This window comes from Agromyces sp. CCNWLW203 (assembly GCF_036576125.1).
Lineage (GTDB): Bacteria > Actinomycetota > Actinomycetes > Actinomycetales > Microbacteriaceae > Agromyces.
Map to the genome: position 1 here is coordinate 26,337 of NZ_JAZHYX010000001.1, position 25,702 is coordinate 52,038.

General features: G+C 70.7%; 22 protein-coding genes and 1 tRNA gene. 13 read left to right on the forward strand and 10 right to left on the reverse strand.

All coding sequences use genetic code 11. The features are described from left to right. Positions 1–5 precede the first annotated feature (5 nt). Genes VPH61_RS00130 through mscL form a run of 3 tightly spaced genes read left to right on the forward strand, consistent with a single transcriptional unit; the run spans position 6 to position 1,399 of the window. Complete coding sequence (locus VPH61_RS00130) at positions 6–584, forward strand: 5-formyltetrahydrofolate cyclo-ligase (protein ID WP_332061490.1); 579 nt, start codon at positions 6–8, stop codon at positions 582–584. 41 nt (positions 585–625) lie between these two features. Continuing rightward, positions 626–961: an FmdB family zinc ribbon protein gene (locus VPH61_RS00135; RefSeq protein WP_332061491.1), complete on the forward strand. Its 336-nt coding sequence runs from the start codon at positions 626–628 to the stop codon at positions 959–961. Positions 962–982: 21 nt separating this feature from the next. After that, the gene (gene mscL / locus VPH61_RS00140) at positions 983–1,399 is read left to right on the forward strand and encodes a large conductance mechanosensitive channel protein MscL (RefSeq protein ID WP_332061492.1); all 417 of its coding nucleotides are present in this window, start codon (positions 983–985) and stop codon (positions 1,397–1,399) included. A gap of 209 nt (positions 1,400–1,608) precedes the next feature. Here mscL and VPH61_RS00145 read toward each other — a convergent pair whose 3' ends face one another. Then, positions 1,609–5,382, reverse strand: a complete 3,774-nt coding sequence (locus VPH61_RS00145) for an AAA family ATPase (RefSeq protein WP_442879031.1) — start codon at positions 5,380–5,382, stop codon at positions 1,609–1,611. Positions 5,383–5,478: 96 nt separating this feature from the next. Between VPH61_RS00145 and VPH61_RS00150 the strand changes: the two genes are divergently transcribed. From VPH61_RS00150 to VPH61_RS00160, 3 genes are all read left to right on the forward strand, one after another. Beyond that, positions 5,479–7,200: an FAD-dependent oxidoreductase gene (locus tag VPH61_RS00150; RefSeq protein ID WP_332061493.1), complete on the forward strand. Its 1,722-nt coding sequence runs from the start codon at positions 5,479–5,481 to the stop codon at positions 7,198–7,200. Between the two features lie 75 nt (positions 7,201–7,275). Further along, the gene (locus tag VPH61_RS00155) at positions 7,276–7,584 is read left to right on the forward strand and encodes a rhodanese-like domain-containing protein (protein ID WP_332061494.1); all 309 of its coding nucleotides are present in this window, start codon (positions 7,276–7,278) and stop codon (positions 7,582–7,584) included. Further along, entirely contained in the window at positions 7,581–7,877 is a 297-nt protein-coding gene (locus tag VPH61_RS00160) for a metal-sensitive transcriptional regulator (protein ID WP_332061495.1), read from the forward strand. The genes VPH61_RS00155 and VPH61_RS00160 overlap by 4 nt, the downstream gene beginning before the upstream one ends. Before the next feature lie 25 nt (positions 7,878–7,902). Here the strand turns inward: VPH61_RS00160 and ald are convergent, their stop codons facing one another. Further along, on the reverse strand, positions 7,903–9,000 hold the full coding sequence (gene ald, locus VPH61_RS00165; RefSeq protein WP_332062508.1) for an alanine dehydrogenase: 1,098 nt from the start codon (positions 8,998–9,000) through the stop codon (positions 7,903–7,905). A 145-nt stretch (positions 9,001–9,145) separates the two neighbouring features. On the opposite strand from ald, the gene VPH61_RS00170 reads away from it, so the two are divergent. The 4 genes from VPH61_RS00170 to VPH61_RS00185 all read left to right on the forward strand — a co-directional run bounded on the left by VPH61_RS00170 (position 9,146) and on the right by VPH61_RS00185 (position 15,026). After that, positions 9,146–9,661 carry an Lrp/AsnC family transcriptional regulator gene (locus VPH61_RS00170; RefSeq protein ID WP_332061496.1) on the forward strand — a complete coding sequence of 172 codons (516 nt, stop codon included), beginning with the start codon at positions 9,146–9,148 and terminating at the stop codon, positions 9,659–9,661. A gap of 55 nt (positions 9,662–9,716) precedes the next feature. Further along, a complete protein-coding gene (locus tag VPH61_RS00175) occupies positions 9,717–10,763 on the forward strand; it encodes an ATP-dependent DNA ligase (RefSeq protein ID WP_332061497.1) in 1,047 nt (348 codons plus the stop codon). Positions 10,764–10,768: 5 nt separating this feature from the next. Then, positions 10,769–11,500 (forward strand): TMEM175 family protein, encoded by a 732-nt coding sequence (locus tag VPH61_RS00180; RefSeq protein ID WP_332061498.1) that lies wholly within the window; start codon positions 10,769–10,771, stop codon positions 11,498–11,500. A gap of 79 nt (positions 11,501–11,579) precedes the next feature. Further along, positions 11,580–15,026, forward strand: a complete 3,447-nt coding sequence (locus VPH61_RS00185) for a DEAD/DEAH box helicase (RefSeq protein ID WP_332061499.1) — start codon at positions 11,580–11,582, stop codon at positions 15,024–15,026. 13 nt (positions 15,027–15,039) lie between these two features. On the opposite strand, the gene VPH61_RS00190 is transcribed toward VPH61_RS00185, so the two are convergent. Further along, complete coding sequence (locus tag VPH61_RS00190) at positions 15,040–16,272, reverse strand: family 20 glycosylhydrolase (RefSeq protein WP_332061500.1); 1,233 nt, start codon at positions 16,270–16,272, stop codon at positions 15,040–15,042. A gap of 253 nt (positions 16,273–16,525) precedes the next feature. Between VPH61_RS00190 and VPH61_RS00195 the strand changes: the two genes are divergently transcribed. After that, positions 16,526–17,683: an ROK family protein gene (locus tag VPH61_RS00195; protein WP_332061501.1), complete on the forward strand. Its 1,158-nt coding sequence runs from the start codon at positions 16,526–16,528 to the stop codon at positions 17,681–17,683. Positions 17,684–17,701: 18 nt separating this feature from the next. Here VPH61_RS00195 and VPH61_RS00200 read toward each other — a convergent pair. Next, positions 17,702–17,773, reverse strand: a tRNA-Arg gene (locus VPH61_RS00200). A gap of 12 nt (positions 17,774–17,785) precedes the next feature. Further along, positions 17,786–18,382 (reverse strand): helix-turn-helix domain-containing protein, encoded by a 597-nt coding sequence (locus VPH61_RS00205; protein WP_332061502.1) that lies wholly within the window; start codon positions 18,380–18,382, stop codon positions 17,786–17,788. 130 nt (positions 18,383–18,512) lie between these two features. On the opposite strand from VPH61_RS00205, the gene VPH61_RS00210 reads away from it, so the two are divergent. After that, positions 18,513–19,553 (forward strand): lactonase family protein, encoded by a 1,041-nt coding sequence (locus tag VPH61_RS00210; protein WP_332061503.1) that lies wholly within the window; start codon positions 18,513–18,515, stop codon positions 19,551–19,553. 4 nt (positions 19,554–19,557) lie between these two features. On the opposite strand, the gene VPH61_RS00215 is transcribed toward VPH61_RS00210, so the two are convergent. The 5 genes from VPH61_RS00215 to VPH61_RS00235 all read right to left on the reverse strand — a co-directional run bounded on the left by VPH61_RS00215 (position 19,558) and on the right by VPH61_RS00235 (position 24,516). After that, positions 19,558–20,256: a CHAP domain-containing protein gene (locus VPH61_RS00215; protein ID WP_332061504.1), complete on the reverse strand. Its 699-nt coding sequence runs from the start codon at positions 20,254–20,256 to the stop codon at positions 19,558–19,560. Positions 20,257–20,630: 374 nt separating this feature from the next. Then, positions 20,631–21,743: a DUF998 domain-containing protein gene (locus VPH61_RS00220; RefSeq protein WP_332061505.1), complete on the reverse strand. Its 1,113-nt coding sequence runs from the start codon at positions 21,741–21,743 to the stop codon at positions 20,631–20,633. Positions 21,744–21,853: 110 nt separating this feature from the next. Further along, positions 21,854–22,351, reverse strand: a complete 498-nt coding sequence (locus VPH61_RS00225; RefSeq protein ID WP_332061506.1) for an HNH endonuclease — start codon at positions 22,349–22,351, stop codon at positions 21,854–21,856. A 363-nt stretch (positions 22,352–22,714) separates the two neighbouring features. Beyond that, positions 22,715–23,386, reverse strand: coding sequence for a C40 family peptidase (locus tag VPH61_RS00230; RefSeq protein ID WP_332061507.1), 672 nt, complete (start codon positions 23,384–23,386; stop codon positions 22,715–22,717). A gap of 437 nt (positions 23,387–23,823) precedes the next feature. After that, on the reverse strand, positions 23,824–24,516 hold the full coding sequence (locus VPH61_RS00235; RefSeq protein ID WP_332061508.1) for a metal-dependent transcriptional regulator: 693 nt from the start codon (positions 24,514–24,516) through the stop codon (positions 23,824–23,826). A 70-nt stretch (positions 24,517–24,586) separates the two neighbouring features. On the opposite strand from VPH61_RS00235, the gene serC reads away from it, so the two are divergent. Then, a complete protein-coding gene (gene serC / locus VPH61_RS00240) occupies positions 24,587–25,702 on the forward strand; it encodes a phosphoserine transaminase (RefSeq protein WP_332061509.1) in 1,116 nt (371 codons plus the stop codon).

The following is a 25,702-nucleotide window of genomic DNA, read 5'->3' on the forward strand; positions in this document are numbered from 1 at the left end:
GTGCCATGCCCGACGAGCCGGATGTGGACAAGCGGATCCTCCGCGCCGAACTGCGCGAGCGCCGCCGCAACATGCCGGCGCACGAACGCGAGCTCGCGACCGAGGGGTTCACGGCCCGCCTCGAGGAGCTGATCGGTTCGACCGGGGCCCAGTCGATCTCGTGCTACCTGTCGATGCCGACGGAGCCGGACACCCGCCCGTTCGTGAACTGGGCCGAGGCCCGCGGCATCCGCGTGCTGTTCCCGGTGACGCGCGAAGACGGCCTGCTCGACTGGACGGTCGGCGAGGAGGACACCGAGACGCTCGGCCTCCACGGCACGCCCGAGGCCGTCGGCGAACTGCTCGGGCCGATGGCGATCAACGACGTCGACCTCATCATCGTGCCGGCCGCCGCGATCGACGCGACGGGCATGCGCCTCGGCTGGGGCAGGGGCTATTTCGACAAGACCCTCGGATCGATGGGAAAATGTCCTCCGGTGTACGCCGTGGTCTTCGACAGTGAGTTCGTCGAGGCCGTGCCGCGCGAGGTGCACGACCAGCCCGTGAACGGCATCGTGACGCCCACGCGCATCATCGCGTTCTGACCGGCCGAACGCCGGCGCCACCCGAGATCGGAAGAAGCTCCATGCCCACGTACTCCTACCGTTGCACCGAGTGCGACAACGCCTTCGACATCCATCAGGCCTTCACCGACGACACGCTGAGCGTCTGCGAGGTCTGCGGCGGCAAGCTCCGCAAGCTCTTCAACACGATCGGCGTGACCTTCAACGGCTCGGGCTTCTACCGCACCGACTCCCGCAGCGGCGGCGGGGGCGGCTCCTCCTCGTCGGGCTCGGGTTCGTCGGGTTCCGGCTCCTCGGGTTCCGGCTCGTCGAGTTCCGGCTCGAGCGGTTCGTCGGGCTCCTCCTCCTCGTCCGGATCCGGGGGCGGAACGAGCGGCGGTTCCTCTTCGTCGAGCTGAGTGTCGGCTAGCGTGGTGCGCATGATCAAGGGATTCAAAGAGTTCATCATGCGCGGCAACGTCATCGACCTCGCGGTCGCGGTCGTCATCGGCGCTGCGTTCACCTCGGTCGTCAACGCGATCGTCGAGGGGCTCATCAATCCGCTGATCAGCCTGCTGTTCAGGGCGGAGAGCCTGAACGACCTGACCTTCCAGGTGGGCCCCGCGACGTTCGCCTACGGGTCGATCATCGGAGCGATCATCTCGTTCCTGGCCGTCGCCGCCGTCGTCTACTTCGTGTTCGTCATGCCGATGAACCACTTCAAGGAGCGGGCGGAGGCCAAGCGCAAGGCGGGTCAGCCCGACCCCGAAGAGCCCGAGACCGAGCTCACCGTGCTCGCCCAGATCCGCGACCTGCTCGCCACCGAACGCGGCGGCTCCGGCGCGCATCGCGAGTGATCAGGTCTGCTTCCAGTGCGGGGGCCGGTCACGGGTCAGGCGATCGTCGTCGGATGACCCGGGGCTGGCCTCTCCCGTTCGCGGGGTCGCCGGCTCATCGGGTCGGCCGACCGGTGCCTCGGGCGACGGATCGGAGCCCGGCGCGGGCGTGAGCCGTGCACGGCGAGCCCGTCCGGCGGCGCGTTCGACGCGCTGACGCGGTTCCTCGGTCATCGGCGTTCGGCCGCGGCATCCGCTGCTGCCTCGGCGTCGGGTCGTCCGAGGAGCGACGCGACCCGTGAGGCGACCGCCTCGGGGTTGCCGAAGAGTTCGAAGCTGTGCACCCGCAGATAATGCCAGCCGAGGCGGCGCAGCACGTCGGGGCGCAGGCGGAGCGATTCGCGGAGGCTGAGCCCCGCGAGCGCGTCGTCGGTCTCGACGACGACGGCCTTGCCGGCGTTCGCCGCAGCCAGTGCGAGCCGGCCGCGGTGGCCGACGCTGACCCGGACGCCGCGGCGTTCGAGGCGCGCGGCGAGGTCGTGCAGCATCGACGGTGCCTCCCCAGTCGCGCTCGGGCCGGCTGCGCGCTCTTCGGTCTGGGTGAGCACGTTCGCGAGGGCGAGCACGCCGTGGCTCTGGCGATCCTCATCGATGTCTTCGGGGCGGAACGCCGAGACGACGTCCATCGAGCGCCGCGCGCGGGTCATGCCGACGGCGAGCAGCCGGTCGCCGCCGGGCTCGCCGAGCGAGCCGAAGTTCGAGAGCAGTCGGCCGTGCGGGGTGCGCCCGTAGCCGACCGAGAAGATCACCCGGTCGCGGCTCTGCGCGACGGCCTGCTCGAGCGTCAGCACCGTGAACGGCTCTGCACGGTCCTTCAGGATGAAGTCGGAGAGGTCGGTGCGCTTGGCGAAGGCCGCGAGCACCGCCTGGTGTACGCGACCGGCGTGCCTCGTGCTGGCGGTGATGACCATGAGCGACTCGCGCGGGCGCTTGACCGCGTGCTCCATGACGAGCTCGACGACCTTCGCGACCTCCGAGTCGATCGACTCGACGGTGCCGGTCACGGTGTCGGGCAGCCCGTTGCCCGCGACGTAGTGCAGGCCGAGGCTGCCGTGGCCGAGGAAGCTGCCGGCCCAGGGCAGTGAGACGATGCGGCCGGCGTAGAAGCGGTTGTTCACGAGCTCGGCGAGGTCTTCGCCGCCGGCGCGGTAGCTGCGGGTGAGTGTGAGCGTCGGCAGCAGTTCGCCGAGACGCGCGAGCGCGGAATCGGCGTGCAGGGCGTCGACACCGTGCTCGGTCGACGAGGCCTGCGGCTGCTCGGCGTCGTCGAGACCGGTCTCGAAGAGCGTGGGCGTCTGGGTGACCGGGTCGCCGAAGGCGACGACCTGCTTCGCCCGGCGGATGGCGCCGAGGTTCTCGGCGATGCTCGTGGCACCGGCGTCGACGAGGATCACGGTGTCGAAGCCGATCGAGTCGTCGATCGCCGCGACGTCGTAGGGCGAGGCGAGCCAGATGGGCGCGAGGGCGCGGAAGAGGTGCGGCGTCTCCGCCTGCAGCGTCTCGGGTCGCACGCGGTCGCCCCGCAGCATCCGCTTCAGCCGGCCGGCCTCGTCGGCGTGGTCGACGAGCGCGACCTTCCAGTTCTCGGCGAGCCGCCAGGCGAGGAGTGGGCCGGCCGCCGAGGCGTGCGCCTCGTCGACGAGCCGGAAGTCGCCCTCGAGGCGGTCGAGCACCGAGGTGTTGGCGCCGAGCAGCGCCTTCTCGTTCGCGAGCACCGATTCGAGCACCGACTGCCACCAGGCGAGCTCGAGCTCGGCGGCGACCGCGCGCTCGGGCACATGGCGCTTGGCGAGGTCGAGCAGCAGCGGGTCGAGGCCGAGGTCGCGGAGGCGCGCGAGCACGGCCGTGCGCTCCTGGAGGTTCGTCAGCACCTCGGAATCGGCGGCGAGGCCCTCGAGGGCCGCCGTGAGCTCCCGAACCGGTCGTGCCGCGAGCTGGCGCTGGGTGCCGACGATGCCGAGCGGCGCGTCGAGCGCTGCGAGGTCGCCCATGACGTGCTGGTAGGCGACGTGCACGTCGTCGATGCCGACGGGCACTCCGGGGATCGCGCCGGCGTCGGAGTAGCGCTGCCAGAGGGTGCGCTGCTGCTGGATGCCACGGAGCGCCGAGTTCAGGTCGGAGACGTGCACCCCGGGGCGGACGAACTCGAGCGCGTGCCGGCGCAGGCGGCGACGGTTCGCCCCCGACATGCCGGGCGAGTCGCGACGCGACGAGGTCGCGGCGATGAGCTCGCCGAGCGGCCGGTCGAAGACCGAGGGCTGGAAGCGGTCGAGCGTCTCGCGCACGTCGAGCAGGAGTCGGAGGAACACGCCGAGCTCGGCGACCGACTCGAACTCGCGGAGCCGGGTCTGGGCGATGAGCGCACGGCCCCGGTCGAGGAGTCGCGGGAGGTCGGTGCGCGAGAGGCGCTTCGCGAGGTCGTGCGCGCCCGTCGCCTCTTCTGAAGAAGTGAAGGATGCCCCGTACCAGGGCGAGTCGCCCGGGCCGTAGCGGAACTCGCCGAGCGCTGCCGCCCGCGCGAGGTCGGCGGCGACCTCGTCGCGCCGGTCAGCGACGGCGACGAGGGCGTCATGGCCGAGGCGGGCCGTCGTCGACGGAGGGTTCGGAACGAGGGCGAGGCTCGCGAGCTCGCCGAGGGCGTCGAGCACCGAGACGTGCAGTTCGGGGTCGTGACGGGTGAGGGCGGAGCGGTAGTCGAGCAGCACCTTCCGGAGGCGCACGAGCGCGTCGTCGACGTCGGCGACCCGCGGTCGTTCGGCCTTCTCGTTGCGCGAGATCGACTGGATCAGTTCTCGGCGGAGGCCGGCGGTCGTCACGGCTGCGCCGCCGAGGCCGACCTGCCCGAGTCGGTGCGCGATGCCGTCGAGGCTCGCCCGACGGGCACCCACGACGAGCACCCGCTTGTCCTTCGCGACGAGTGCGCCGATCGCGTTCACGATCGTCTGCGTGCCACCCGTGCCGGGCAGCGTCTTCACGACGACCGAGGCGCCCGCCTCGATCTCGGCGACCGCCTGCTCCTGCTCGGGGTCGGCGTCGAGCAGCAGCGTGTCGGTCGACGGCGGCCGCGCGTCCTGCGACACCGCACGCACGCGTTCGCCGGTCGCGGCGACGACGGTCGCGCGGGCGGCGGGGTTGCCGGCGATCGCGTCGATGACGGGGTGGTCGAGCTTCGCGGCATCCGCTGCCATCTCGGGGCCGACCTCGGCGAACGAGGAGACGACGAGGCGGGGCGCCACGTGGAACCAGGGCAGGTGGCTCGTGAGGCCGCGGAGCCGGTCGATGACGGGCTGCGGCTTGAAGACGCCGTTCGTGATCGCGAGCGCGACGAACGCGTCGGCGTCGAGCGTGATCTGGAACTGCTCGCGGAGCTCGCGGGCGAGCGCCGGGTTCAGGAACGGCTGCCCCTTGAGCTTCAGCTCGAAGTCGCGCCCGTACCGGCGGATGGCGAGGGGCCGCAGCAGGACGGGGGCGAGGAACTCCTCGCCCGAGTTGCGCCAGGAGGCGAGGCCGATCGCCAGGTGCACCGACTCGATGCCGCGCACGGAGCGCAGCTCGATGCCCTTCTGGGTGATCTCGGCGGCGGCGAGCCTCGCGTTCCGGAGCGCGAGCTCGTCGCGGATGAGGCTCGAGAGCAGGGTCGACTTGCCGGTGATGAACTGGGGCAGGCCGCCGGGATGCGTCGTGGAGAGCTCGATGCGCGTGCGCGGGGTGTCGACGAAGCGGGCGAGCGGCGAGCGTCCGCCGACGGCGGCGAGCTCGGCGTTCCAGCGCCGCCAGGCGGGTTCGGCGACGTTGCCGGCGACGAGGTCTGGGTCGCCGAGGCTCAATCCGTCGGGGCTCGTGATGTCGGTGCGCATGTGTTCCGGGGTGAGGTTCTCGGCGGCAGCATCGATCTCTGGGTCGAGGATGTCCTCCTCGTCGTGATTCCGATCGAGCCGCCGCACACCGACACCCTACGTCGAATCACGCGGATTCCACGGAGCATCGCCGCGTCCCGGCCGCTTTCGATACCCCCAGGGTATTGTGCTAGCGTCGCCCGGGTGATTCCAGCACCGCCCCAGCACCCTGCCGCAGCGTCCGAGCCTCGGTCGACCGCACCGCGCACGACGGTCATCGTCGGCGGCGTCGCGGGCGGCATGTCCGCCGCGACACGCCTGCGCAGACTCGACGAGGAGCGCGAGATCATCGTGCTCGAGCGCAGCAGCGAGGTCTCGTTCGCCAACTGCGGCCTGCCGTACCACGTGTCGGGCGTGATCGCCGATCGCGAGGCGCTGTCGCTGCAGACGCCCGAACGGCTCGCGGCGCGATTCCGCATCGACGCGCGGGTGCGGCACGAGGCCGTGGCGATCGACCCGGCGGCGAAGACCGTCACGGTGCGCCGCCTCGACGACGGCGCGACCTCAGAGATCCGCTACGACGAGCTCGTGCTCTCCCCCGGCGCGGCACCGCGGCGACTCGCGAACACGGCGACGGATGCCCCGGTGCGCTCGCTCCGCACCCTCGATGACCTCGACCGCATCATGGCCGACCTCGACGCGGTGCCCGCCTCCGGCCCCGTCGTGGTCGTCGGCGGCGGGTTCATCGGCATCGAGATGGCCGACAACCTGCTGCGCCGGGGCCACGACGTCGCGCTCGTGCAGCGCGGCCCCCACCTGCTCGCCGAACTCGACGAGGAGATGGCCTCCCCCATCGCCGACCACCTCATCGGGCTCGGCATCGACGTGCGCCTGGGGCAGCCCGTCGTGGCGATCGACGTCGACCACGTGCTGCTCGCCGACGGCAGCCGGCTGCCGGCCTCGCTCGTGATCGCCGCGATCGGCGTGAGCCCCGAGGCATCCCTCGCCGCCGATGCGGGTCTCACCATCGGCGAGAGCGGAGGCATCGCCGTCGACGCCTTCCACCGCACGAGCGACCCGGCGATCTTCGCCATCGGCGACGCGGCCGAGAAGCGCGACGCGAACGACGCCAGCGCCGCCCTGACCACCCTCGCCGGCCTCGCGAACCGCCACGGGCGCGCCGTCGCCGACACGATCGCCGGTGCGGCGACGCCCTCGCGCCCCGCCCTCGGCACGGCGATCGTCGATGCGGCGGGCCTCACCGCGGCGAGCGTCGGCTGGTCGGAGCGCGTCGCCCGCGAGCGCGGCCGCGAGGTGCGCGTCGTGCACACCCATCCGTTCTCGCACGCCACCTACTACCCCGGTGCCGTACCGCTCTCCATGAAGCTCGTGATCGATGCCGACGACGACCGCATCCTCGGAGCGCAGGTGGTCGGCGTCGACGGCGTCGACAAGCGCATCGACGTCATCGCCACCGCGATGAGCGTCGGACTCGCGGCATCCGCTCTCGCCGACCTCGAACTCGCCTACGCCCCGCAGTTCGGTTCGGCGAAGGACCCGATCAACATGCTCGGCTACGTCGCGCGCAACCTCGCGAGCGGCGAGGACCGCGTCATCCAGTGGCACGAGCTCGAGCACGAGCTCGCGACCGGCGCGGTGCTGCTCGACGTGCGGGCTGAGGCGCAGCTCGCCGAGGGGCGGATCCCCGGGGCCCTCTGGATCCCCGTCGAGTCGCTCCGCGAGCGCCACGCCGAGTTCGTGGGGCGGCGCATCGTCGTGCAGTGCCGCGTCGGGCAGGGCGCGCACACCGCGGCCCGCCTGCTCGCCGAGCTCGGCCACGACGTCGTGAACCTCGACGGCGGCTACCTCACCTGGCGCGACGGCCGGCGCGCCCGAGAGCTCGCCGAGCTGCCGCTCGCGGCCTGAGCCCGGCCGGCCGGCTCGAACTGCCACCACTCACCATCCGCCACCCGCCACCCCGAAACCGAACCAGGAGCCCCGATGCGATCCACCACCCCGAACGACGTCCACGCGATCGAGGGCGCCGTCATCCTCGACGTGCGCGAGCCGGGCGAGCTCGAGCAGGCCCGCATCGAGGGCACGCTCGACATCCCGCTCGGCGAGCTCGTCGAACGGGCGGGCGAACTACCGAGCGACACGACCGTCTACGTGCTCTGCCATGTCGGCGGCCGGAGCGCTCAGGCCGTGCAGTTTCTCGAGAGCCGCGGGGTCGATGCGGTGAACATCGACGGCGGCATCGTGGCCTGGCACCGCGCAGGGCTGCCCGTCACGCTCGGCGGGGCGTCATGACGACCGCCGTCGAATCGAAGGCCGACGCGCAGCGACGCATCGCGAATCGCCTGAAGCGCGCTCGCGGTCAGCTGAACGCCGTCATCGACGCCGTCGAGTCGGGCGCCGACTGCCGCACGGTCGTCACGCAGCTCTCCGCCGTCTCGAGCGCGCTCGACAAGGCCGGCTTCGCGGTCATCTCGACCGCGATGCGCGAGTGCCTCGCCGAGTCCGACGACGAGCCGCAGGCGACGGATGCCCCGGGCCGGCTCAGCGTCGACGAACTCGAGAAGCTCTTCCTCACGCTCTCCTGAGCGGGCCGCCGACCGCGGGCGCCGATCAGATCGAGGCGAGCTCGAGGCTGTGCGCAGCCGCGACACCCTCGTTCGTGAGCTTGCCCGCGGTCGCGTTCAGGCCCTTGGCGAGCGCGGGGTCCGCGGCGAGCGCGGCCTCCCAGCCGAGGTCGGCGATCTTCAGCGTGTACGGCAGCGTCGCGTTCGTGAGCGCCGGCGTCGACGTCGCGGGCACGGCGCCCGGCATGTTGGCGACGCAGTAGTAGATCGCGTCGTGCACGCGGAAGGTCGGCTCGGCGTGCGTCGTCGGGCGCGAGCCCTCGAAGCATCCGCCCTGGTCGATCGCGATGTCGACGAGCACGGAGCCCGGCTTCATCGCCGCCACCATCGCGTCGCTGACGACCTTCGGCGCCGCGGCGCCCGGCACGAGCACGGCGCCCACGACGAGGTCGGCGTCTTTCAGCTGGCGCGCGATCTCGTACGGCGAGGAGGCGAGGGTGTGGATGCGGTGGTCGTAGCGCGCGTCGATCTCGCGGAGCTTCGGCAGCGAGATGTCGAACACCGTGACGTCGGCGCCGAGGCCCAGCGCGGTCGCCGCAGCCTGCTCGCCCGCGACGCCGCCGCCGATGACGACGACCTTGGCGGGCGAGGTGCCCGGCACGCCTGCGAGCAGCACGCCGCGGCCGCCCTTCGAGGCGAGCAGTTCGGCCGCACCGACCTGCGGGGCGAGCCGGCCGGCGACCTCGCTCATGGGGGTGAGCAGCGGCAACGAACGGTCGGCGAGCTGCACCGTCTCGTAGGCGATCGCGGTGACGCCCGAGTCGAGGATCGCCCTGGTCAGCGGCAGGTCGGCCGCGAGGTGGAGGTAGGTGAAGAGCGTGAGGTCGTCACGGAGGAATCCGTACTCGGCCGCGATCGGCTCCTTGACCTTCAGCACGAGCTCGGCCGACCATGCCTCGGCGGCGGTCGCGACGATCGTGGCACCGGCCTCGGCGTACTCGGCGTCGGTGTACCCGGCGCCCGTGCCGGCACCTGCCTGGATGGCGACCTGGTGGCCGCGGGTCGCGAGCGCGTGCACGCCCGCGGGCGTCATCGCGACGCGGAACTCGTTGTTCTTGATCTCTGCAGGCACGCCGATGCGCATGGGGTTGCTCCGTTGCTGTGGTTCGAATGTCATGGTGACAAGTGGCATTATTCTCGCCGCTTATTCGCTCTGCCGACAGGTCGACCGCACAGAATTCGATAGAATCGCGACATCCGCTGCACTCATTCGAATCAAGGATGTCTCGATGCCCGATGCACCGCAGATCAGCGCACCCGGCGCCGAACCCACGCCCGTCGTGCTCGACGCGATCGACCGCCAGATCATCGCCCGACTGCACGAGAACGCGCGCATCCCGAACGTCGACCTCGCCCGCGCCGTCGGCGTCTCCCCGTCGACCTGCCTCGCTCGGGTGCGCTCCCTCCGCGAACGCGGCGTCATCGTGCGCTACACCGCCGAGATCGACCCCGTGGCGCTCGGCTACCACCTCCAGGCGCTCGTGAGCGTGCGCATCAGGCCGGGCGCCCGCCACCTGATGGAGCAGATCTCCGACGAGCTCCGCACGCAGCCCGAGGTCTCGCAACTCTTCTTCCTCGGCGGGTCCGAGGACTTCCTCATCCACGTGCGCGTGCGCGACAGCGAGCACGTGCGCCAGTTCGTGCTGAAGAACCTCTCGGCGAACCCCGCGGTCGCCCTCACCGAGACGAACCTCGTCTTCGAGCACCACACGGCGCTGTCGGCTGGGCTCCGCGCGGTGATCTGAGGCACACGCTTCTGCGCTCTCGCGGGCGGGGCCGCCCGGTTCTAGGGTGGACGGCATGGCGCCCAATGAGATCGTCGCCCCCATGCTCGCCAAGGCCGTGCCCGGCGTGCCCGATCCCGACTCGGTCGCAGGCGGTCTCGCCTACGAGCCGAAGTGGGACGGCTTCCGCGGCATCGTGTCGTTCGACGGCGAAGACGTCGAGATCGGCAGCCGCGGTGCGAAGCCGCTGACCCGTTACTTCCCCGAACTCGTCGAGGCGTTCACCCGCCTGCTGCCCGTGCCCTGCGTGCTCGACGGCGAGATCGTCATCTCGACGGCTCGCACCGGCAAGGCCCGCCTCGACTGGGAGGCGCTCTCACAGCGCATCCACCCGGCCGCGAGCCGGGTCGAGCTGCTCGCCCGCGAGACGCCGGCCATGTTCGTGGCGTTCGACCTGATCGAGGTCGATGGCGAGTCCCTGCTCGAGCGGCCGTTCTCCGAGCGCCGGGCCGCCCTCGAGCGCCTCGTCGGCGACCTCGGCGACCCGATCCGGCTGACCCGCATCACGACGGACGTCGCGCTCGCCCGGCAATGGCTCGAGGAGTTCGAGGGCGCCGGCCTCGACGGCGTCGTCGCCAAGCCGCTCGCCGCGCCGTACTCCCCCGGCAAGCGCGTGATGCTGAAGGCGAAGCACCACCGCACCGCCGACGTGGTCGCGCTCGGCTACCGCATCCACGCCTCGGGCAACGGCGTCGGCTCGATCCTGCTCGGCCTCTACGACGACGAGGGCCGGCTCCGGAACGTCGGCGGCATGTCGGCCTTCAGCAACGCCAGGCGACTCGAGCTCCTCGACGAGCTCGAGCCCTACGTCGTGCGGGGCGACGACGGTGCCATGATCACCGGCGAGACCGACCGAAGCCGCTTCTCGTCGGGTCGCGACGTGTCATTCGTGCAGCTGCGCCCCGAACTCGTCGCCGAGGTGCGCTACGACCAGCTCGAGGGCGAGCGGTTCCGCCACACGGCGCAGTTCGAGCGGTGGCGACCCGACCGCGAGCCGCGCTCGTGCACCTTCGAGCAGATCGAGCGCCCAGTCGCCTACGACCTCGACGACGTGCTCGGCTGAGACCGGTGGCGCGAGACGTGGGCACGGGGCCCGGCACCGAAACCGGCACGGCGACCGGCGCGGCGCACCGCTACGAGCGCGAGAGCGTCGAGTTCTCGCGCACCTTCGCGTTCCTCGACGCGGTCTACGCGATCGCCCTCACCCTCCTCGTCGTGAACATCGATCCGCCCGAGGCATCCGCGTGGCAGAGCCCCTCGACGCTGCTCGCGAGCGGGCTCGGCTGGCAGCTGCTCGGGTTCGGCATCAGCTTCACCGTGATCGCCGTGTTCTGGCGCACCAACCACCGCATCGTCGCCGGCTTCAGCGCGATCACGCCGGCGGTCATCACGACGAACCTCGTGGCGATCGCCTTCGTCGTGCTCATCCCGTTCTCGACGCAGGGCGCCAGCGACGCCGAGCTGGCCGACGAGCCGCTCACCGTGGCGGTCTACGCGCTGAACATCAGCGCCGCGGTGCTCGCCCAGTCGGCGGTGTTCTTCGTCGCACGTCGAGACGGCGTGCTCCGCGATCCGCTTCCCCGGCGTGCCGACACGGTGAAGTTCATCGACACGCTCACGACACCCGTCGTCTTCCTCGCCTCGATCCCGGTCGCCTACCTCGTGGGCACCGATTGGGCGCGGTACACCTGGGCGCTCCTGATCGTGGTCGGTCCGCTCAGCGGGCGCTGGGCGGCCCGGCGCATCGCGGCGATCCGTGCATCGGCTGCCTCGCATCCGGCTGGCCGCAACGCCGACTGAGCGGTCGGATGCCGCGCGCCGGCCCCGCACGCGAGGCGCCGTGTGCATTCGCACGCCCGCGGGGTGCGACGATTGAAGGATGCCCGTCGACACGTACCCGTTCGTGGAGGAGCTCGCGATCGCGAGGTTCGTCGGTCCGCTGAACCTGAGTCGCGGCCGAACGGCCGAACGCGCCGGGGCCGTCGTCGCGCTGCAATGGGATCCCGCCCACTTCCGGCTGAGCGCCGACGTGCGCGGCACGGCACCCGAGCCGTACCGCTCGACCGTGAAGCTCGACCTCGGCATGCCGGGGCGGGCGACGATCCTCGCGGGCTCGTGCACGTGCCCGGTCGGGCGCAACTGCAAGCACGTCGCGGCAACCCTGATCGCCTCGGCCGAGCGCCACAGGCTCGAGCAGGCGGAGTCCGCCGGCGACGAGGCCCGCGATGCTGCGAGCGCGGCGGCGAGCGGATGGCGCGGCGAGCTCGCGGCGCTCGCGGGCACCGCACACGGTTCCGACGGGCCGGCGGATGACTCGGCGATCCGTCAGCCGCTGGCACTCCAGTTCGAGCTGCGCGAGCGGGTGTCGCGCAAGGCGAGCGCCCGCCAGACGGCTCGCGACGAGCCCGCGTCGTCCGCGGCATCCGTCGACCGTCTCGCCGTTCGCCCGGTGACCCGCGGCACCCGCGGCGGCTGGATCAAGGGCAGCCTCACGTGGCAGAACGTCGGATTCCAGGGCCGGGCGGGCGGGTTCGACCCCGCGCAGGCGCGATGGTTCGCCGAGTTCTCGCTCCTGAAGGGCACGCGTCACTCCGCGTTCGCTGAGTACGGCTCGGCGTGGATCTCGCTCGACGAGTACGAGAGCCGCACGCTGTGGGCGCTGCTCGAGGCGGCACCGCGACTCGGCATCGCGCTCGTCGGCGGCACGGCCCGCACGGTCGTCGACGTCGCGAAGCCCGCAGTGATCGGACTCGACGCGCGGCAGGCGACTGCATCGCCCGTCGTGGGCGCTGAGGCTGCGGCTGTCGCAGCAGCGACGGAGGTCTCATCGGACGCCTCGCCGGATGCCGAAACTGACGAGCCCGGTTCCGGCGCCGCCGGCACCGACCTCGTGCTCAGCCCGTCGGTCACCGTCGGCGGCCGCAGCTACCCGACCGAGCTCGTGCGCCTCATCGGCGATCACGGCGTCTACGCCTTCGACTTCGCCGAGGGCACGATCACCCTCGCTCCGCTCGCCGCGCCGCTCACCACGGCCGGCCGGGCCGCGGTGCGACGACGCTCGCCCGTCGTCGTGCCCGCCGCAGACGTGCCGGCCTTCATCGAGGAGCAGTATGCGCCGCTCGCGCGATCGCTGCGACTCGCGAGCGGCGACGGCAGCTTCACGCTGCCCGAGTTGCCGCCCGCGACGCTCGTGGTCACGGTGCACCACGAGCCGAACCACGTCGTGCGCCTCGAGTGGCGATGGGAGGCCGACGGCGGCCGCAGGTTCGCCCTCGACGCCCCCGACGCCGAGTTCCACGATCCCGAGCGGGAGCGGCTGGTCGCGACATCCGCTGCCCTGCTGCTCGCCGACGACCCCGCCGGGCTGCCGGCGGTCGCTCTGGGATCCGAGCCGAGGCTTCGGCCCGAGGCCGAGCTGCGCGGGCTCGCGAGCGCCGAGTTCACGGCGAGGCTGCTGCCGCGACTGCAGGAGCTCGAGCGCCTGAGGGTCGACGTCATCGGCGATCCGCCCGCGTACCGCGAGCTCGTCGAGGCTCCGACGCTCACCGTCACGACGGTCGAGAGCGATCGCACCGACTGGTTCGACCTCGGCGTGGTCGTCACGGTCGAGGGCAGGAAGGTGCCGTTCGGGCCGCTGTTCAGCGCGCTCGCGAAGGGGCGCGCGAAGCTCCTGATGGTCGACGGCAGCTACCTCTCGCTGAAGCAGCCCGTGTTCGACCCGCTGCGGGAGCTCATCGAGGAGGCCGGGTCGCTCCGAGAGTGGGAGGCCGGCCTCACGATCAGCCGCTACCAGACGAGCCTCTGGGCGGAGTTCGAGGACCTCGCCGATCAGTCGGAGACGGCCCAGGCCTGGCGCGAGACGGTCGCCGGACTGCGCGCGGCCGACGGGGTCGACGAGATCGCCCCGCCCGCCGGGCTCGCGATGGAGCTGCGGCCGTACCAGCTCGCCGGGTTCCGCTGGCTCGCGTTCCTGCACCGGCACGGGCTCGGCGGCATCCTCGCCGACGACATGGGCCTCGGCAAGACCGCGCAGACCCTCGCGCTCATCGCGCATGCCCATGAGACCACGGCCGAGGGCGAGCGGCGCCCGTTCCTCGTCGTCGCGCCGACCTCGGTCGTCTCGAACTGGGCGGCCGAGGCCGCTCGATTCGTGCCCGGCCTCCGCGTCGAGACGGTGACCGCCACGAGGGCGGCCAGCGGCACACGACTCGCGGATGTCGCGGCGCGCGCCGACATCGTCGTGACGAGCTACGCGATCCTGCGCCTCGACGCCCCCGAGTTCGCCGGCCTGGACTGGGCCGGGCTCGTGCTCGACGAGGCGCAGTTCGTGAAGAACCACTCGTCGAAGGCGAATGCGGCGGCCCGCGACATCCGTGCGCCGTTCCGCCTCGCCGTCACCGGCACGCCCGTCGAGAACAATCTGATGGAGCTGTGGGCGCTGTTGAAGGTCGTCGCGCCCGGGCTCTTCCCCTCGGCCCGCGGCTTCGCCGAGCGCTTCGCCCGGCCGATCGAGAACGACCACAACGCCGAGCGCCTCGCGACCCTGCGCCGCCGCATCCGGCCGTTCATGCTGCGCCGTACGAAGGACGTCGTCGCGCCCGAACTGCCGCCGAAGCAGGAGCAGGTGCTGACCGTGCAGCTCGACCCCGAGCACCAGCGGGTCTACGACGCGTTCCTGCAGCTCGAGCGGCAGAAGCTGCTCGGCCTCATCGACGACCTCGACCGCAACCGGTTCACGGTGTTCCGTTCGCTGACGCTCCTTCGCATGCTGAGCCTGCACGCGGCGCTCATCGACTCCGAGCAGTACGCCGAGGTGCCGTCGGCGAAGCTCGACGCCCTCTTCGACCAGCTCGACGAAGTGGTCGCCGAGGGGCACCGGGCCCTCGTGTTCAGCCAGTTCACGTCGTTCCTGCAGATCGCGGCCGCGCGACTCGAGGCCGCCGGCGTGCCGTACGCGTACCTCGACGGGTCGACCACCCGCCGCGGCGACGTCATCGCGAAGTTCCGCGAGGGCGACGCACCCGTCTTCCTGATCAGCCTGAAGGCCGGCGGCTTCGGCCTGAACCTCACCGAGGCCGACTACGTGTTCCTCCTCGACCCGTGGTGGAACCCCGCGAGCGAGGCGCAGGCCGTCGACCGCGCCCACCGCATCGGTCAGTCCAAGCCCGTGAACGTCTACCGCATGGTCGCCGAGGGCACGATCGAGGAGAAGGTCATGGCGCTGAAGGCCCGCAAGGCGAAGCTCGTCTCCTCGCTCATGGACGACGGCGAGCTCTTCAGCGAGACCCTCACCGCCGACGACATCCGGGGCCTCATCGGCGGCTGATCCCAGCCCTCGCTCAGGACGCGGCGAGCCCGCTCACCAGGGGCACGTCGAGCGCCCCGGAGGCCTTCAGGATCTCGTACTCGAGCCTGATCCGCTCGCCGGCCTCCGCCGCGTCGACGTCGGGGTTCCAGATGCGTTCGGCGACCGCCAGCAGCCGCGGCGCCAGCATCGACAGCAGGTCCGCGCCGTCGAGCACGAACTCCGACCAGACGCACGCCTGGATTCCGATGCAGCGATCGTCGCCCGTCAGCTCCCATGGGGCGGTCAGGATGTCGGCGACGGAGATGCCGGGGAGCATCCCCTTCTGGTCGTCTGCGCCGTTCGGGTCGACGCGGTTCAGGTACAGGGTGCGCGCGTCGGCGAACACGAACTGCTGCGTGGCCCGCGAGATGCGGTCCATGCCGCGCTCCTCGTCCCACGCGACGACGAGGACGTCGTCCGCATCCCAGATCTCGCACGCCTCGTCCCAGACCGCGACGGACTTGCCGCTGCCACGCAATGCGGCGGCGGCCTCATCCATGAACCAGGCCTGCAGGCCCTCGACCCGGGTCAGGCCGCGCTCCGCGAGCCGATCCCCGATGCCCGGGTCGGATGACCACTGCAGGTAGACGCACTCATCGCCGCCGATGTGCACATAGGGCCCGGGAAACAGTTGCGCGATGCGCCGCATGACCGCCGCGACGAACTCGCGGGACGCGTCGTTCGGCCAGAGCAGATCGTTGCGTGCGGGCCACCACATGTGTTCGCGCATGGACCCGGCGGGAAGCGGGAGGCCGGCGGGTCGGCCGAGTTCGGGGTAGGCCGTGATCGCGGCCATCATGTGGCCCGGCACGTCCACTTCCGGCACGATGACGATGCCGTGAGCGGCCGCGTGCGCCACGACGTCGCCGATCTCGTCGTCGGTGTAGTACCCGTTCGTCCAGTTCTCGGCGGCCTCGACGATCGCGCGTGCCCTCGTGTCGCCGAGGAGCGAGTCGTAGTCGCCGAACTCGCCGCGCGGCAGGTGGGCGCCGACCTCGGTCAGGCGCGGGTAGCCGGGAACCTCGAACCGCCAGCCCTGGTCGTCGGTCAGGTGCCAGTGCAGGCGGTTGAAGCCGTAGCGCGCCGCGAGCGCGATGACCTGCTTGATGACGGGCACCGGGAACCGGGTTCTCGCGGAGTCGATCAGCAGGCCGCGCCACGCGAACCGCGGCTCGCGTCCCTCGACGGGCCCGACGCCGACGCCGGGCAGTGCATCCGCGGTCATCCCTTCACCGCGCCCGCGGCACCCGCCAGGATGTTGCGTAGTTTCATGATCACTCCGATGGAATCGTGCCCCGTTGCGCTCACGGCCGCTGGGAGCGTGGGTATGGTCTCGGCATTGAGGGTGTGAGCTGTGCTTCAGAATGCAACGTCGATTTGATAGTGTCAAGTTACTGAACAGTTTCCATCCAAACCGTTACATGGCGCCGCCCGCTCAGCTCGGAGACGATCCCCCGGTCGGCGCGAAGGAGTGGCCCATGACGATGCTCACCCCGAACGCGCAACGACTCCTGCGTGCGTTGATGGTCGACGGGCCCGCCTACCGCGCGGACCTCGCGCGCACCCTTGACGTTTCCCGTGCCACGATCACCAACCTGACGAACCAACTGGGCGACGACGGATGGATCGAGGAGCCCGACCACGAACCGCGCGCGCTCAAGAACCTCATCGGGACGGCGCCCCGGCTGGGCGTGCTGGCCTCCGTGATGTTCCTCGTCGACGCCTGCACGGTCACGCTTGCCCGACTTGATGGCCGACTGTTAAGCAGCTTCACACTTTCCGGTGTTCCCGGAATTTCGGCGTCGGAACGGATCGCCGCCGGTGCCGACCTCGTCGATCGGCTGCTGGCCGAGAGCGACCTGCCGCGCACGGCGCTTCGCGCCCTGCATCTCGCGGTCGACACCCAGATGGATGCGAGGACCGGAGACGTGTACGCCCAGCGCGCGTCGAGCCGTTGGTACGGGGTGAACCCGAAGGAGTACTTCGAGACCCGCTTCAGCGTGCCGCTCTACCTCCAGAACACCGCACGGCTGGAAGGGCTCGCCGAGTCCCTGTGGGGCGCTGGTCGAGCGCACGCCGACATGCTGTACGCCGAGCTCAGCTACGGCGTCACCTCGGCCCACGTCACCGGCGGCGTCATCCAGTCCGGGGCGAGGGGCGGCTCGGGCGAGCTCGGTCACACCGTGTACGACTGGAACGGCCCGCTCTGCACCTGCGGCAACGCGGGCTGCCTCATGCAGTACGCCTCGATCCCCGCGATGCTCCGCGACTACGAGACCGCCACGGGACAGGCAACGGACTGGGCCGGGCTCTGCGCACTCGCCCAACAGGGCGACCCCGAGACGACGGCCATCACGACCCGCGCCGCCACGATCCTCGGCCGGGTCCTCGTCAACACCTGCCACCTCATCGACCCCGAGGTCATCGTCCTCAGCGGCGAAGTCGCCCGCTGCCTGCCGGGATTCATCGACGAGGTCGCCGCGACGATCCGTCACGCCGCATTGCCGCTCGTCGCACGCAACGTTCAGATCGTCGCCGCAGAGCTCACGAACGTTCACGCGGCGACGGCTCGCGCCGGAATCGAGTCACTGCGCCGGGAGGAAGACGTCATCGCCGCTGCGACGAACCTCCCGTAGGGAGCTTCGGTCATACGGTGCCCCCGGCAGGATTCGAACCTGCGCTTCCGACTTAGGAGGTCGGCACTCTATCCCCTGAGTTACGGGGGCGGCCGTAGAAGTCTACTTCCTGCGATTGCTGGTCTCGGTCTGCGCATGGCAGTTGGGACAGAGCAGGCGCAGGTTCGTGAGTTCGTTGTTGAGACGATCGCCGTCGACGTGGTCGAGCTCGAGCGTCAAGGGTCGCCCGTTCCACTCAGGACCGAGGGTGCAGGACGTGCAGATGTTCGCGATTCCGAGCCGAGTCGTCATCCACCGCTTCAGCAGCTTGTTGTCATGCGGTATGTCCGTGCGGCGGAAACGGGCACGCACCTGATCGTCGTCCAGTCGTGGTGCGACGACCCGCGCTCGCCAATCGCCCTTCTTCGCAACGGGGAGGACTACCCCGAGCCGTTCGGCCATGACAGCTGCCCTCCGATAGTTGCCGCTGTACTTCGAAGCGCCGATGCGGTCGAGTACCTCAGCGACCGTCGACGAAGCGCCGCACGCGATGACGAAAAGTCGCGGGTCCCACGGCTTCGCCGGTGTTCGGCCATTCGTGCGCAGTCCATGGCGGGAGAGCCAATATCTCACGGTCGCATGGGAGACCCCGAGACGTTCGGCGATCGCTCGTTGTGTGAGCCCCTCATCGCAGAGCGCCGCGAGCGAGTCATGGTCCATGCGGAGAAGCTAGCTCCCGCCACCGACAAGCCGAACACACTCCGGGCCTGCAGCTCGCACGCAGCGCGGTAGCGTGTTCTGCGGCGCGCGAGCGTCGACGAACAGCGGCAGAGCCGCAGAACGGGGCGGCATGGGCGAGGCGACGGGCACGAGGTTCTGGGTGGGCGCGTCGACGAAGGGCGTGATCGGCACGGCGGCGCGCGGCATCCGCTCGCTCGACATCTCGGCCGACGGCGGTGCGACGCTCGGCGAGCCCATCGACGTCGGCCCGAACCCCATGTTCCTCGCGGTCTCCCCCGCCACCGGCGTGCTCGGCGTCGTGCACGAGCTCACCGAGGGCGAGGTCTCGACGTGGACCGTCGAGGGCGAGACGCTCGCACCGTTCGGCCTCCGCGGTGCCACCGGGGCAGCCGACCCGTGCCACCTCGCCTTCGACGAGGCCGGCGGCCTGATCTTCACGGCGAACTACTCGGGCGCGCGGGTCTCGGTGCATCATGCGGCCCCGGACGCCCCGGCCGACGTCGCCCTCAGCGCCGACTTCACCGGCACCGGCGCGAACCCGGAGCGCCAGGAGTCGTCGCATCCGCATCAGGCCGTCGTCGACTCCGCTCGCGACCAACTGCTCGTGCCCGACCTCGGCTCCGACCGGGTGCGGGTGCTCGCGCTCGACGCGCTTCCTGCAGCGTTCGACCACGATGACCGCCGTGACATCGTGATGCATGCCGGCGCGGGCCCCCGCCACCTCGTGATCGCCGGCGACCTGGCGATCACCGCGAACGAGCTCGACCGCACGGCGAGCATCATCGACCTCGTCGAGGGGCGCGAGATCGCGTGGTTCCCGATCGGCGACGACGTCGAACCGCGCGGCGTCGGCTGCTCGGCGATCCGGCTGACGCGGGGCGGCATCGTGCTCATCGGCGATCGCGACGCTGATGCCCTGCGCGGCCTGCGCTTCGACCCGGAGGCCCGCACGCTCGAGCTCGTCGCGACGATCCCGACGGGCGGCCGTCACCCGCGCGACCTCGAGCTGACGCACGACGAGCGGTTCGCACTCGTCGCCGATCAGGGCTCCGACTCGATCGCCGTCATCGCACTCGACGCCGCCGGCATCCCGACGAACGTCGTCGGCGTCGTCGAGACGCCTGCCCCCGCCTGCCTGGCGCGGGTGTAACGGCTCAGCCCGGCGGGTAGAGGTACAGCGCCGACCCCGCCGGGATCGTGCGGCGGTGGTACGAGTGATCGGAGTTCTGGTTGTACTCCTCGATGTTCACGCTGCCGTCGGCGTTGATCGACTGCACGTAGGCGACGTGGTTGTACGGGAACCACGCGACCGCGCCGATGACCGGCTCGCTCGAGGTGGGCCATCCGTTGCTCGCCCACTCGTCGGCCCACGCGTATGCGCTGCCCGAGGCGAGGTTCGACCAGTCCCACTTCCACGGAGCGCTCGTGACGCCGGCGTCGCGGTTCATGCGCCACGCCACGAAGTCGACGCATTCGCGGTAGTAGTACCGAAGCGGCGACAGGCCTCCGCCGTAGTCGTCGGGCGTCTGGTCCCACCAGGGGTAGTCGTCGCCCTCGGCCTTGACCGTGTAGACGGCGTAGCTGCCCGAACCGCGTGAAGCGAGGTTCGCGGCCCATGCAGCCTTGTCTCTCGCCTCCTGGTCGAGGGCAGCGGCTTCGATATCGGCCTTGGTCACGACCTCGTACGCCTCGGTCGACAGCGGGGCACCGCTCACGAGCGAGGAGACATCGACGTCTTGCGCCTCGGCCTTCGAGAGGCTGAAGGCTCCGGATGCCCCGAACGTCTCGCCGCCCGGCATGAACGCGTAGGCAGGCAGCGCCACCGTGCCGACGATCGCCGGTACGACGAGCATCGTCGAGAAGACGCGGAGGGGTCCGTTGCGACGAGTCGGCGTGCGCGGCGCGCGGGGCGCGCGAGCAACGGCCGCGGCGACGTCCGCCCCGCTCGCGTCGCGTGCGGAGATAGCCGGTTCTGCGATGACGGATGCCGCGGCATCCGCTCGACCCTTCGATCGCCTGGAGCGTCGTCGCTCTGTTGGGGCGCTTCGTCGCGCTCGACCTCGGTCGGCCGATCGACGCGAGGCGCGGGGGCGCTCCGATGCGTCGTTCGTCTCGTCACCGTTCAACAGTTGGACCTCCGGGCACCGCTCAGGGGCCGCAGTGCAGCCCGGGAACGGAGTGGCTTCTCGGGTGCCGGCAACCTCGGGGTCGCCGAACTCGTTTCACCTTAGGGCACAGCCTCCGTCTTTGTCACGACCGGGCCGCCCTCGGCGGAAGGCCGCCGGTCGTCGGCACTCTGCTCGACCGCACCGGTGTTGCGCAGGAACAGGATGACCCAGCTGAACACCAGCACGGCGACGATCAGTTCGACGGCGGTGAGGTTGTAGTACCCGCTGACGAAGAAGGCGGCGAGCACCACGATGACGCCGACGTAGACGAACCCGAGCACGACGAACACCTTCGGCATCGTCGGAAGCAGTGCAGGCAGGCTCAGCACCATCGCCACGTACACGATCGCCATCCCCGTGGCCGAGAGGTTGTGGACGCCGAGGTACTCGTCGACCGGGAAGATGCCGACGCAGGCGAGCAGGATCCCGATGACGACCAGACCGAGTCGCACGAGGTTCCGGCCCCGCCGTTCAGCGGCGCTGTCGGCCGGCAGGAAGGCCGTCGCGTAGTGCGCGATGGTCGTGACCATCACGCCGGCGATGATGAGCGTGAGGTTGAACGCCAGCGCCGAGATGTCGTCGCTGATGCCCAGCGTGCTGAGGTTCTTCTGCCACCAGAGCGGGTCGGTCGCGCTCAGCATGCTTGCGAGCGCCCCGACGGCGAGGAACATGGCGAGCACGAGCGACAGCAGCATGGGCGTCAGGTTCACGGCCGACAGATACGCCATGTAGGCGGAGAGCGCCAAGGCGACGCCGCCGAGGACGGCCGCCGGGAACCCGTACACCAGGGCGCCGACGAAACTCTGGCTGAGCAGCGACGCCAGTCCGGTCCACGCGAGGAGCGCGATCACGCCGAGCGCCAGCGCCAGCGCCGCGACGTCGAACCAGTGCAGGCGCTGACGATACCCCGGCGCCGTACGTGCGCGCGATCGCCGCACCGCGCAGCCGAACACGAACGCGGCGATGGCGGCGACGGCACCGCCGACCGCGGCGAAGATGCCGATCGATCCCCGGCCCGCGATCGGCACGTCCTGATCCCAGAAGACGAACAGGCCCACGAGCGCCCCGATCACGAAGGCGGCCGCGCCCACGAGCAGAGCCGACGACTCCTTGGCCTCAGCCGAGCGTGACGGATGCCGGAACACCTCGGCGAGAGATGGCGAATCGGACATTCGGATCCTCCTGCACTTCCGCACCAGCGGAGCCGAAATGTGCTCCCGTTCGGCAGCGTAGACCCGCGGCCCCCCTGACGGAAGGATTCGCTGCCCGCGGGGCGACCCGGTCAGGCCGCCGTCACGAGGTACTCGTCCCACTGCGGCAACGGCCGCTCGAACCCGCGCGCCACCCAGTTGCGCCCATTCGGCCGCCCCGGCGTGAACCGGAGCTCCCAGCCCATCTCGGCCGGCGTGCGGTCGCTCTTGGTGTTGTTGCAGCGCAGGCAGCAGGCGACGAGGTTCTCCCACGTGTCACGACCGCCTCGCGAACGGGGCAGCACGTGATCGATCGTCGCCGCAGGGCGAGCGCAGTAGGCGCATGCGTGGTCGTCGCGTCGGAGCACCCCTCGCCGGCTCACCGGCGCCTGATTGACGCGCGGCGCGCGCACGTACCGGGTGAGCAGGATGACGCTCGGCCGCTGCCACGACCCGTTCGCGGCGCAGACGGGATTGCCCGCGTCGTGCTCGATCACGGTGGCCTTGTGGTTCATGACGAGGAGCAGCGCCCGCTTGAAGGAGACGACGGCGAGCGGTTCATAGCCCGCGTTGAGCACGAGGGTGCGCATGGAGTGCCTTTCGATCGGTGCTGGATGGCTTCCAGCCGCGTGAACGGATCGGCGGTCCGAGAGGACGTCGGGTGGTGGCGGGCAACGCCGGCGTGCCGTGGCGCGAAGACCCCTGAAAACAGAGAACGGGCACCGTCGTGATGACAGTGCCCGTCGGGGCCTCGGCCCGGTTCGTGCTCGTTCGACTGCTGCGCCGTTGGTCGAAGAGCGCGCGCGCATCCGTGGAATGGATGCTGCACGACTTCACCATCGGCTTCCCCTGCCCGGTTTCTCGGATCGTCAGGATCTCAGGTTAGAACACGAATGGCGCGCCGGGAACTTCCGGCGCGCCATTCACGCGTGCTGACACGCGTTGTTCATCGGTCAGATGCCGATGCGCACGATGTAGTAGTCGCTCGTCCAGATGGGCTGCACCCGAACGGATGCGCCTTCGTAGGGCGCGTGCAGGATCATGCCGTTGCCGGCGTAGAACCCGTCGTGGCCCGGCATGATGACGAGGTCGCCGGGCTGGGCGTCGGCTTCGGAGATGCGGGTGCCCATGGCGCCCTGACCTGCGGACGAGTGGGGCATGCCGACACCGAACTGCGCGTAGACGTACATCACGAAGCCCGAGCAGTCGAACCCGGCGGGCGTGGCGCCGCCGTAGACGTAGGGCACGCCGATGTACTGCGTGGCGACATTGTAGACGCTCGCGAGGTCGAAGTTCGGGTACGGCGGATTGGCGAGGAAGTCGCCGACCGACGGGCCCGAGTACGACGCAGCGTACGACGTCATCGCCTGCTCCGCGGCGACTCGCGCCGCTTCGGCCTGCGCGGCGGCTTCGGCGGCGGCCTGGATCTCGGCGCCCGAGACGGCGGCGTAGCCGTCGGTCGTGACCGGGGCGGCGATGACGTCGTCGGTCACCTCGACCGATTGCGCCTGCGCCTTCGTGAGCTTCGTCGCGTCGGTCTGCCCGAACTGCGGACCGGTCGAGCCCGGCGCGAACGCGTACGCGGGGATCGCGAGCGTGCCGACGATGCCGGCCGAGATCGCCATCACGACCACGTTCGCGAGCGGGCCGCGGCGGAGTCGACGCGTCGACGGCAGCGTCGACGCGACGCGGGCCGCGGCATCAGGCTGGGGGGAAGTGGGGGAAACGGGTGCTTTCGCGGCGATGATCGCCTTCGTCGCAGCTCCGCGGGCGGGGTTTCTGGTGAGACGCCGCCGTGAGAATCGAGCCAAAATGTGTACCTCCGTCGCCCCACGACATCGGATGTCACCCCACCGGATGCGCACGAGGGCGCTTACGGGTACTTGATCGAGCGGTGGGCTTGGGAGGCGTCTCGACCCTGGTCCTCCGACTGGCTTCTTGCCGGCGGACTCGAAAGAGACTACGCGAGGAGGGCCCGAATGTCACATTCTGATCACGGCGTGCCGCTGATCAGGGCTTTCGGCAATCGGATCAGCCGTCTTCACTCAGCGAGGGATGAAGCTCAGCGGGCGATGAAGAGGTGACCGGCGACCTCGGTCGGCAGTTCGAGGCCGCCCTCGGCGCCGTCGACCACGACGAGCACGTAGCCGCCTGCACGACTGAAGGTGGCCATGGCGCCGGGCATGACGCCGGCCTGCTTCATCTGGCTGAGGAGTTCGGGATCGAACTGCACGGGCTCGCCGAGCCGCCGCAGCACACCGCGAACGGGCTCGTCGCTCGCCTCGACGGCTTCGACGAGATTGACGACGCCCTCCATGAAGGCATCGGCCGGCGGGAGGCCCAGCTCTTCGAGCCCGGGGATCGGGTTGCCGTAGGGCGATTCGCGGGGGCCGCCGAGGATCTCGATGAGACGGCGCTCGACCTGCTCGCTCATCACGTGCTCCCAGCGGCATGCCTCGTCGTGCACGAACTCCCACTCGAGTCCGATGACGTCGGAGAGGAGCCGCTCGGCGAGACGGTGCTTGCGCATGACGTGCACGGCCTTGGAACGGCCGTCGGGGGTGAGCTCGAGGTGCCGATCGCCGGAGACCACGACGAGCCCGTCGCGCTCCATGCGGGCGACCGTCTGCGAGACGGTCGGCCCGGAGTGACCGAGTCGTTCGGAGATGCGTGCGCGAAGCGGCACGATGTTCTCCTCCTCGAGATCGAGGATCGTTCGGAGATACATCTCCGTGGTGTCGATCAAGTCGGTCACGCGCCATCCTCCCGTTGTCACAGCCCGTCGTCCAGCCTACCGGGCGGCACCCCGTCGCTAGACTCGACCCATGCCGAGCATCGTGATTCCCAGTGACCTGCTGCCCGCCGACGGACGCTTCGGATGCGGCCCCTCGAAGGTGCGCCCCGAGCAGCTCGCCCACCTCGCCGCGGTCGGCCCGTCGGTGCTCGGCACCTCGCACCGGCAGGCGCCGGTCAAGCAACTCGTCGGCCGCGTACGCTCCGGTCTCTCCGATCTCTTCTCCCTTCCCGACGGCTACGAGGTCGTGCTCGGCAACGGCGGTTCGACCGCGTTCTGGGATGCCGCGGCGTTCGGCCTGATCGAGCAGCGCGCGCAGCTCGCCTCGTTCGGCGAGTTCGGCGCGAAGTTCGCGGCGGCTGCGGCGGCGCCGTGGCTGCAGGCTCCCGACGTGCGGAAGGCCGAGCCCGGCTCCCGAGCCGAGCCGTCGGCGCTCGCGGGCGTCGACGTGTACGCCTGGCCGCAGAACGAGACCTCGACGGGCGTGATGGCGCCGGTGACCCGGGTCGCCGGCGACGAGGGCGCGCTGACCGTCATCGATGCCACGAGCGCTGCGGGCGGCATCCAGGTCGATGCCTCGCAGTTCGACGTCTACTACTTCGCGCCGCAGAAGAACTTCGCCTCCGACGGCGGCATCTGGTTCGCGCTCCTCTCCCCCGCGGCGATCGATCGCGTCGAGCGCGTCGCCGCGAGCGGCCGGTACATCCCCGAGTTCCTGTCGCTGAAGAACGCGGTCGACAATTCGCGACTGAACCAGACGCTGAACACCCCGGCCCTCGCGACCCTGCTGCTGCTCGAGAACCAGCTCGAGTGGATGAACGCCTCGGGCGGCCTCGCCTGGGCAGACGCCCGCACACGCGAGTCCTCGTCGGCGCTCTACGACTGGGCCGAGCGCACCTCGATCGCGACCCCGTTCGTCGCCGACCCCGCGCACCGCTCGCAGGTGGTCGTCACGATCGACTTCGACGAGTCGACGGATGCCGCGGCGCTCGCCTCGGTGCTCCGCGAGAACGGCATCGTCGACACGGAGCCCTACCGCAAGCTCGGCCGCAACCAGCTGCGCGTCGCGACCTTCACCGCGATCGAGCCCGACGACGTGCGAGCGCTCACGGCCTCGATCGACTACGTGCTCTCGCAGATCGGCTGA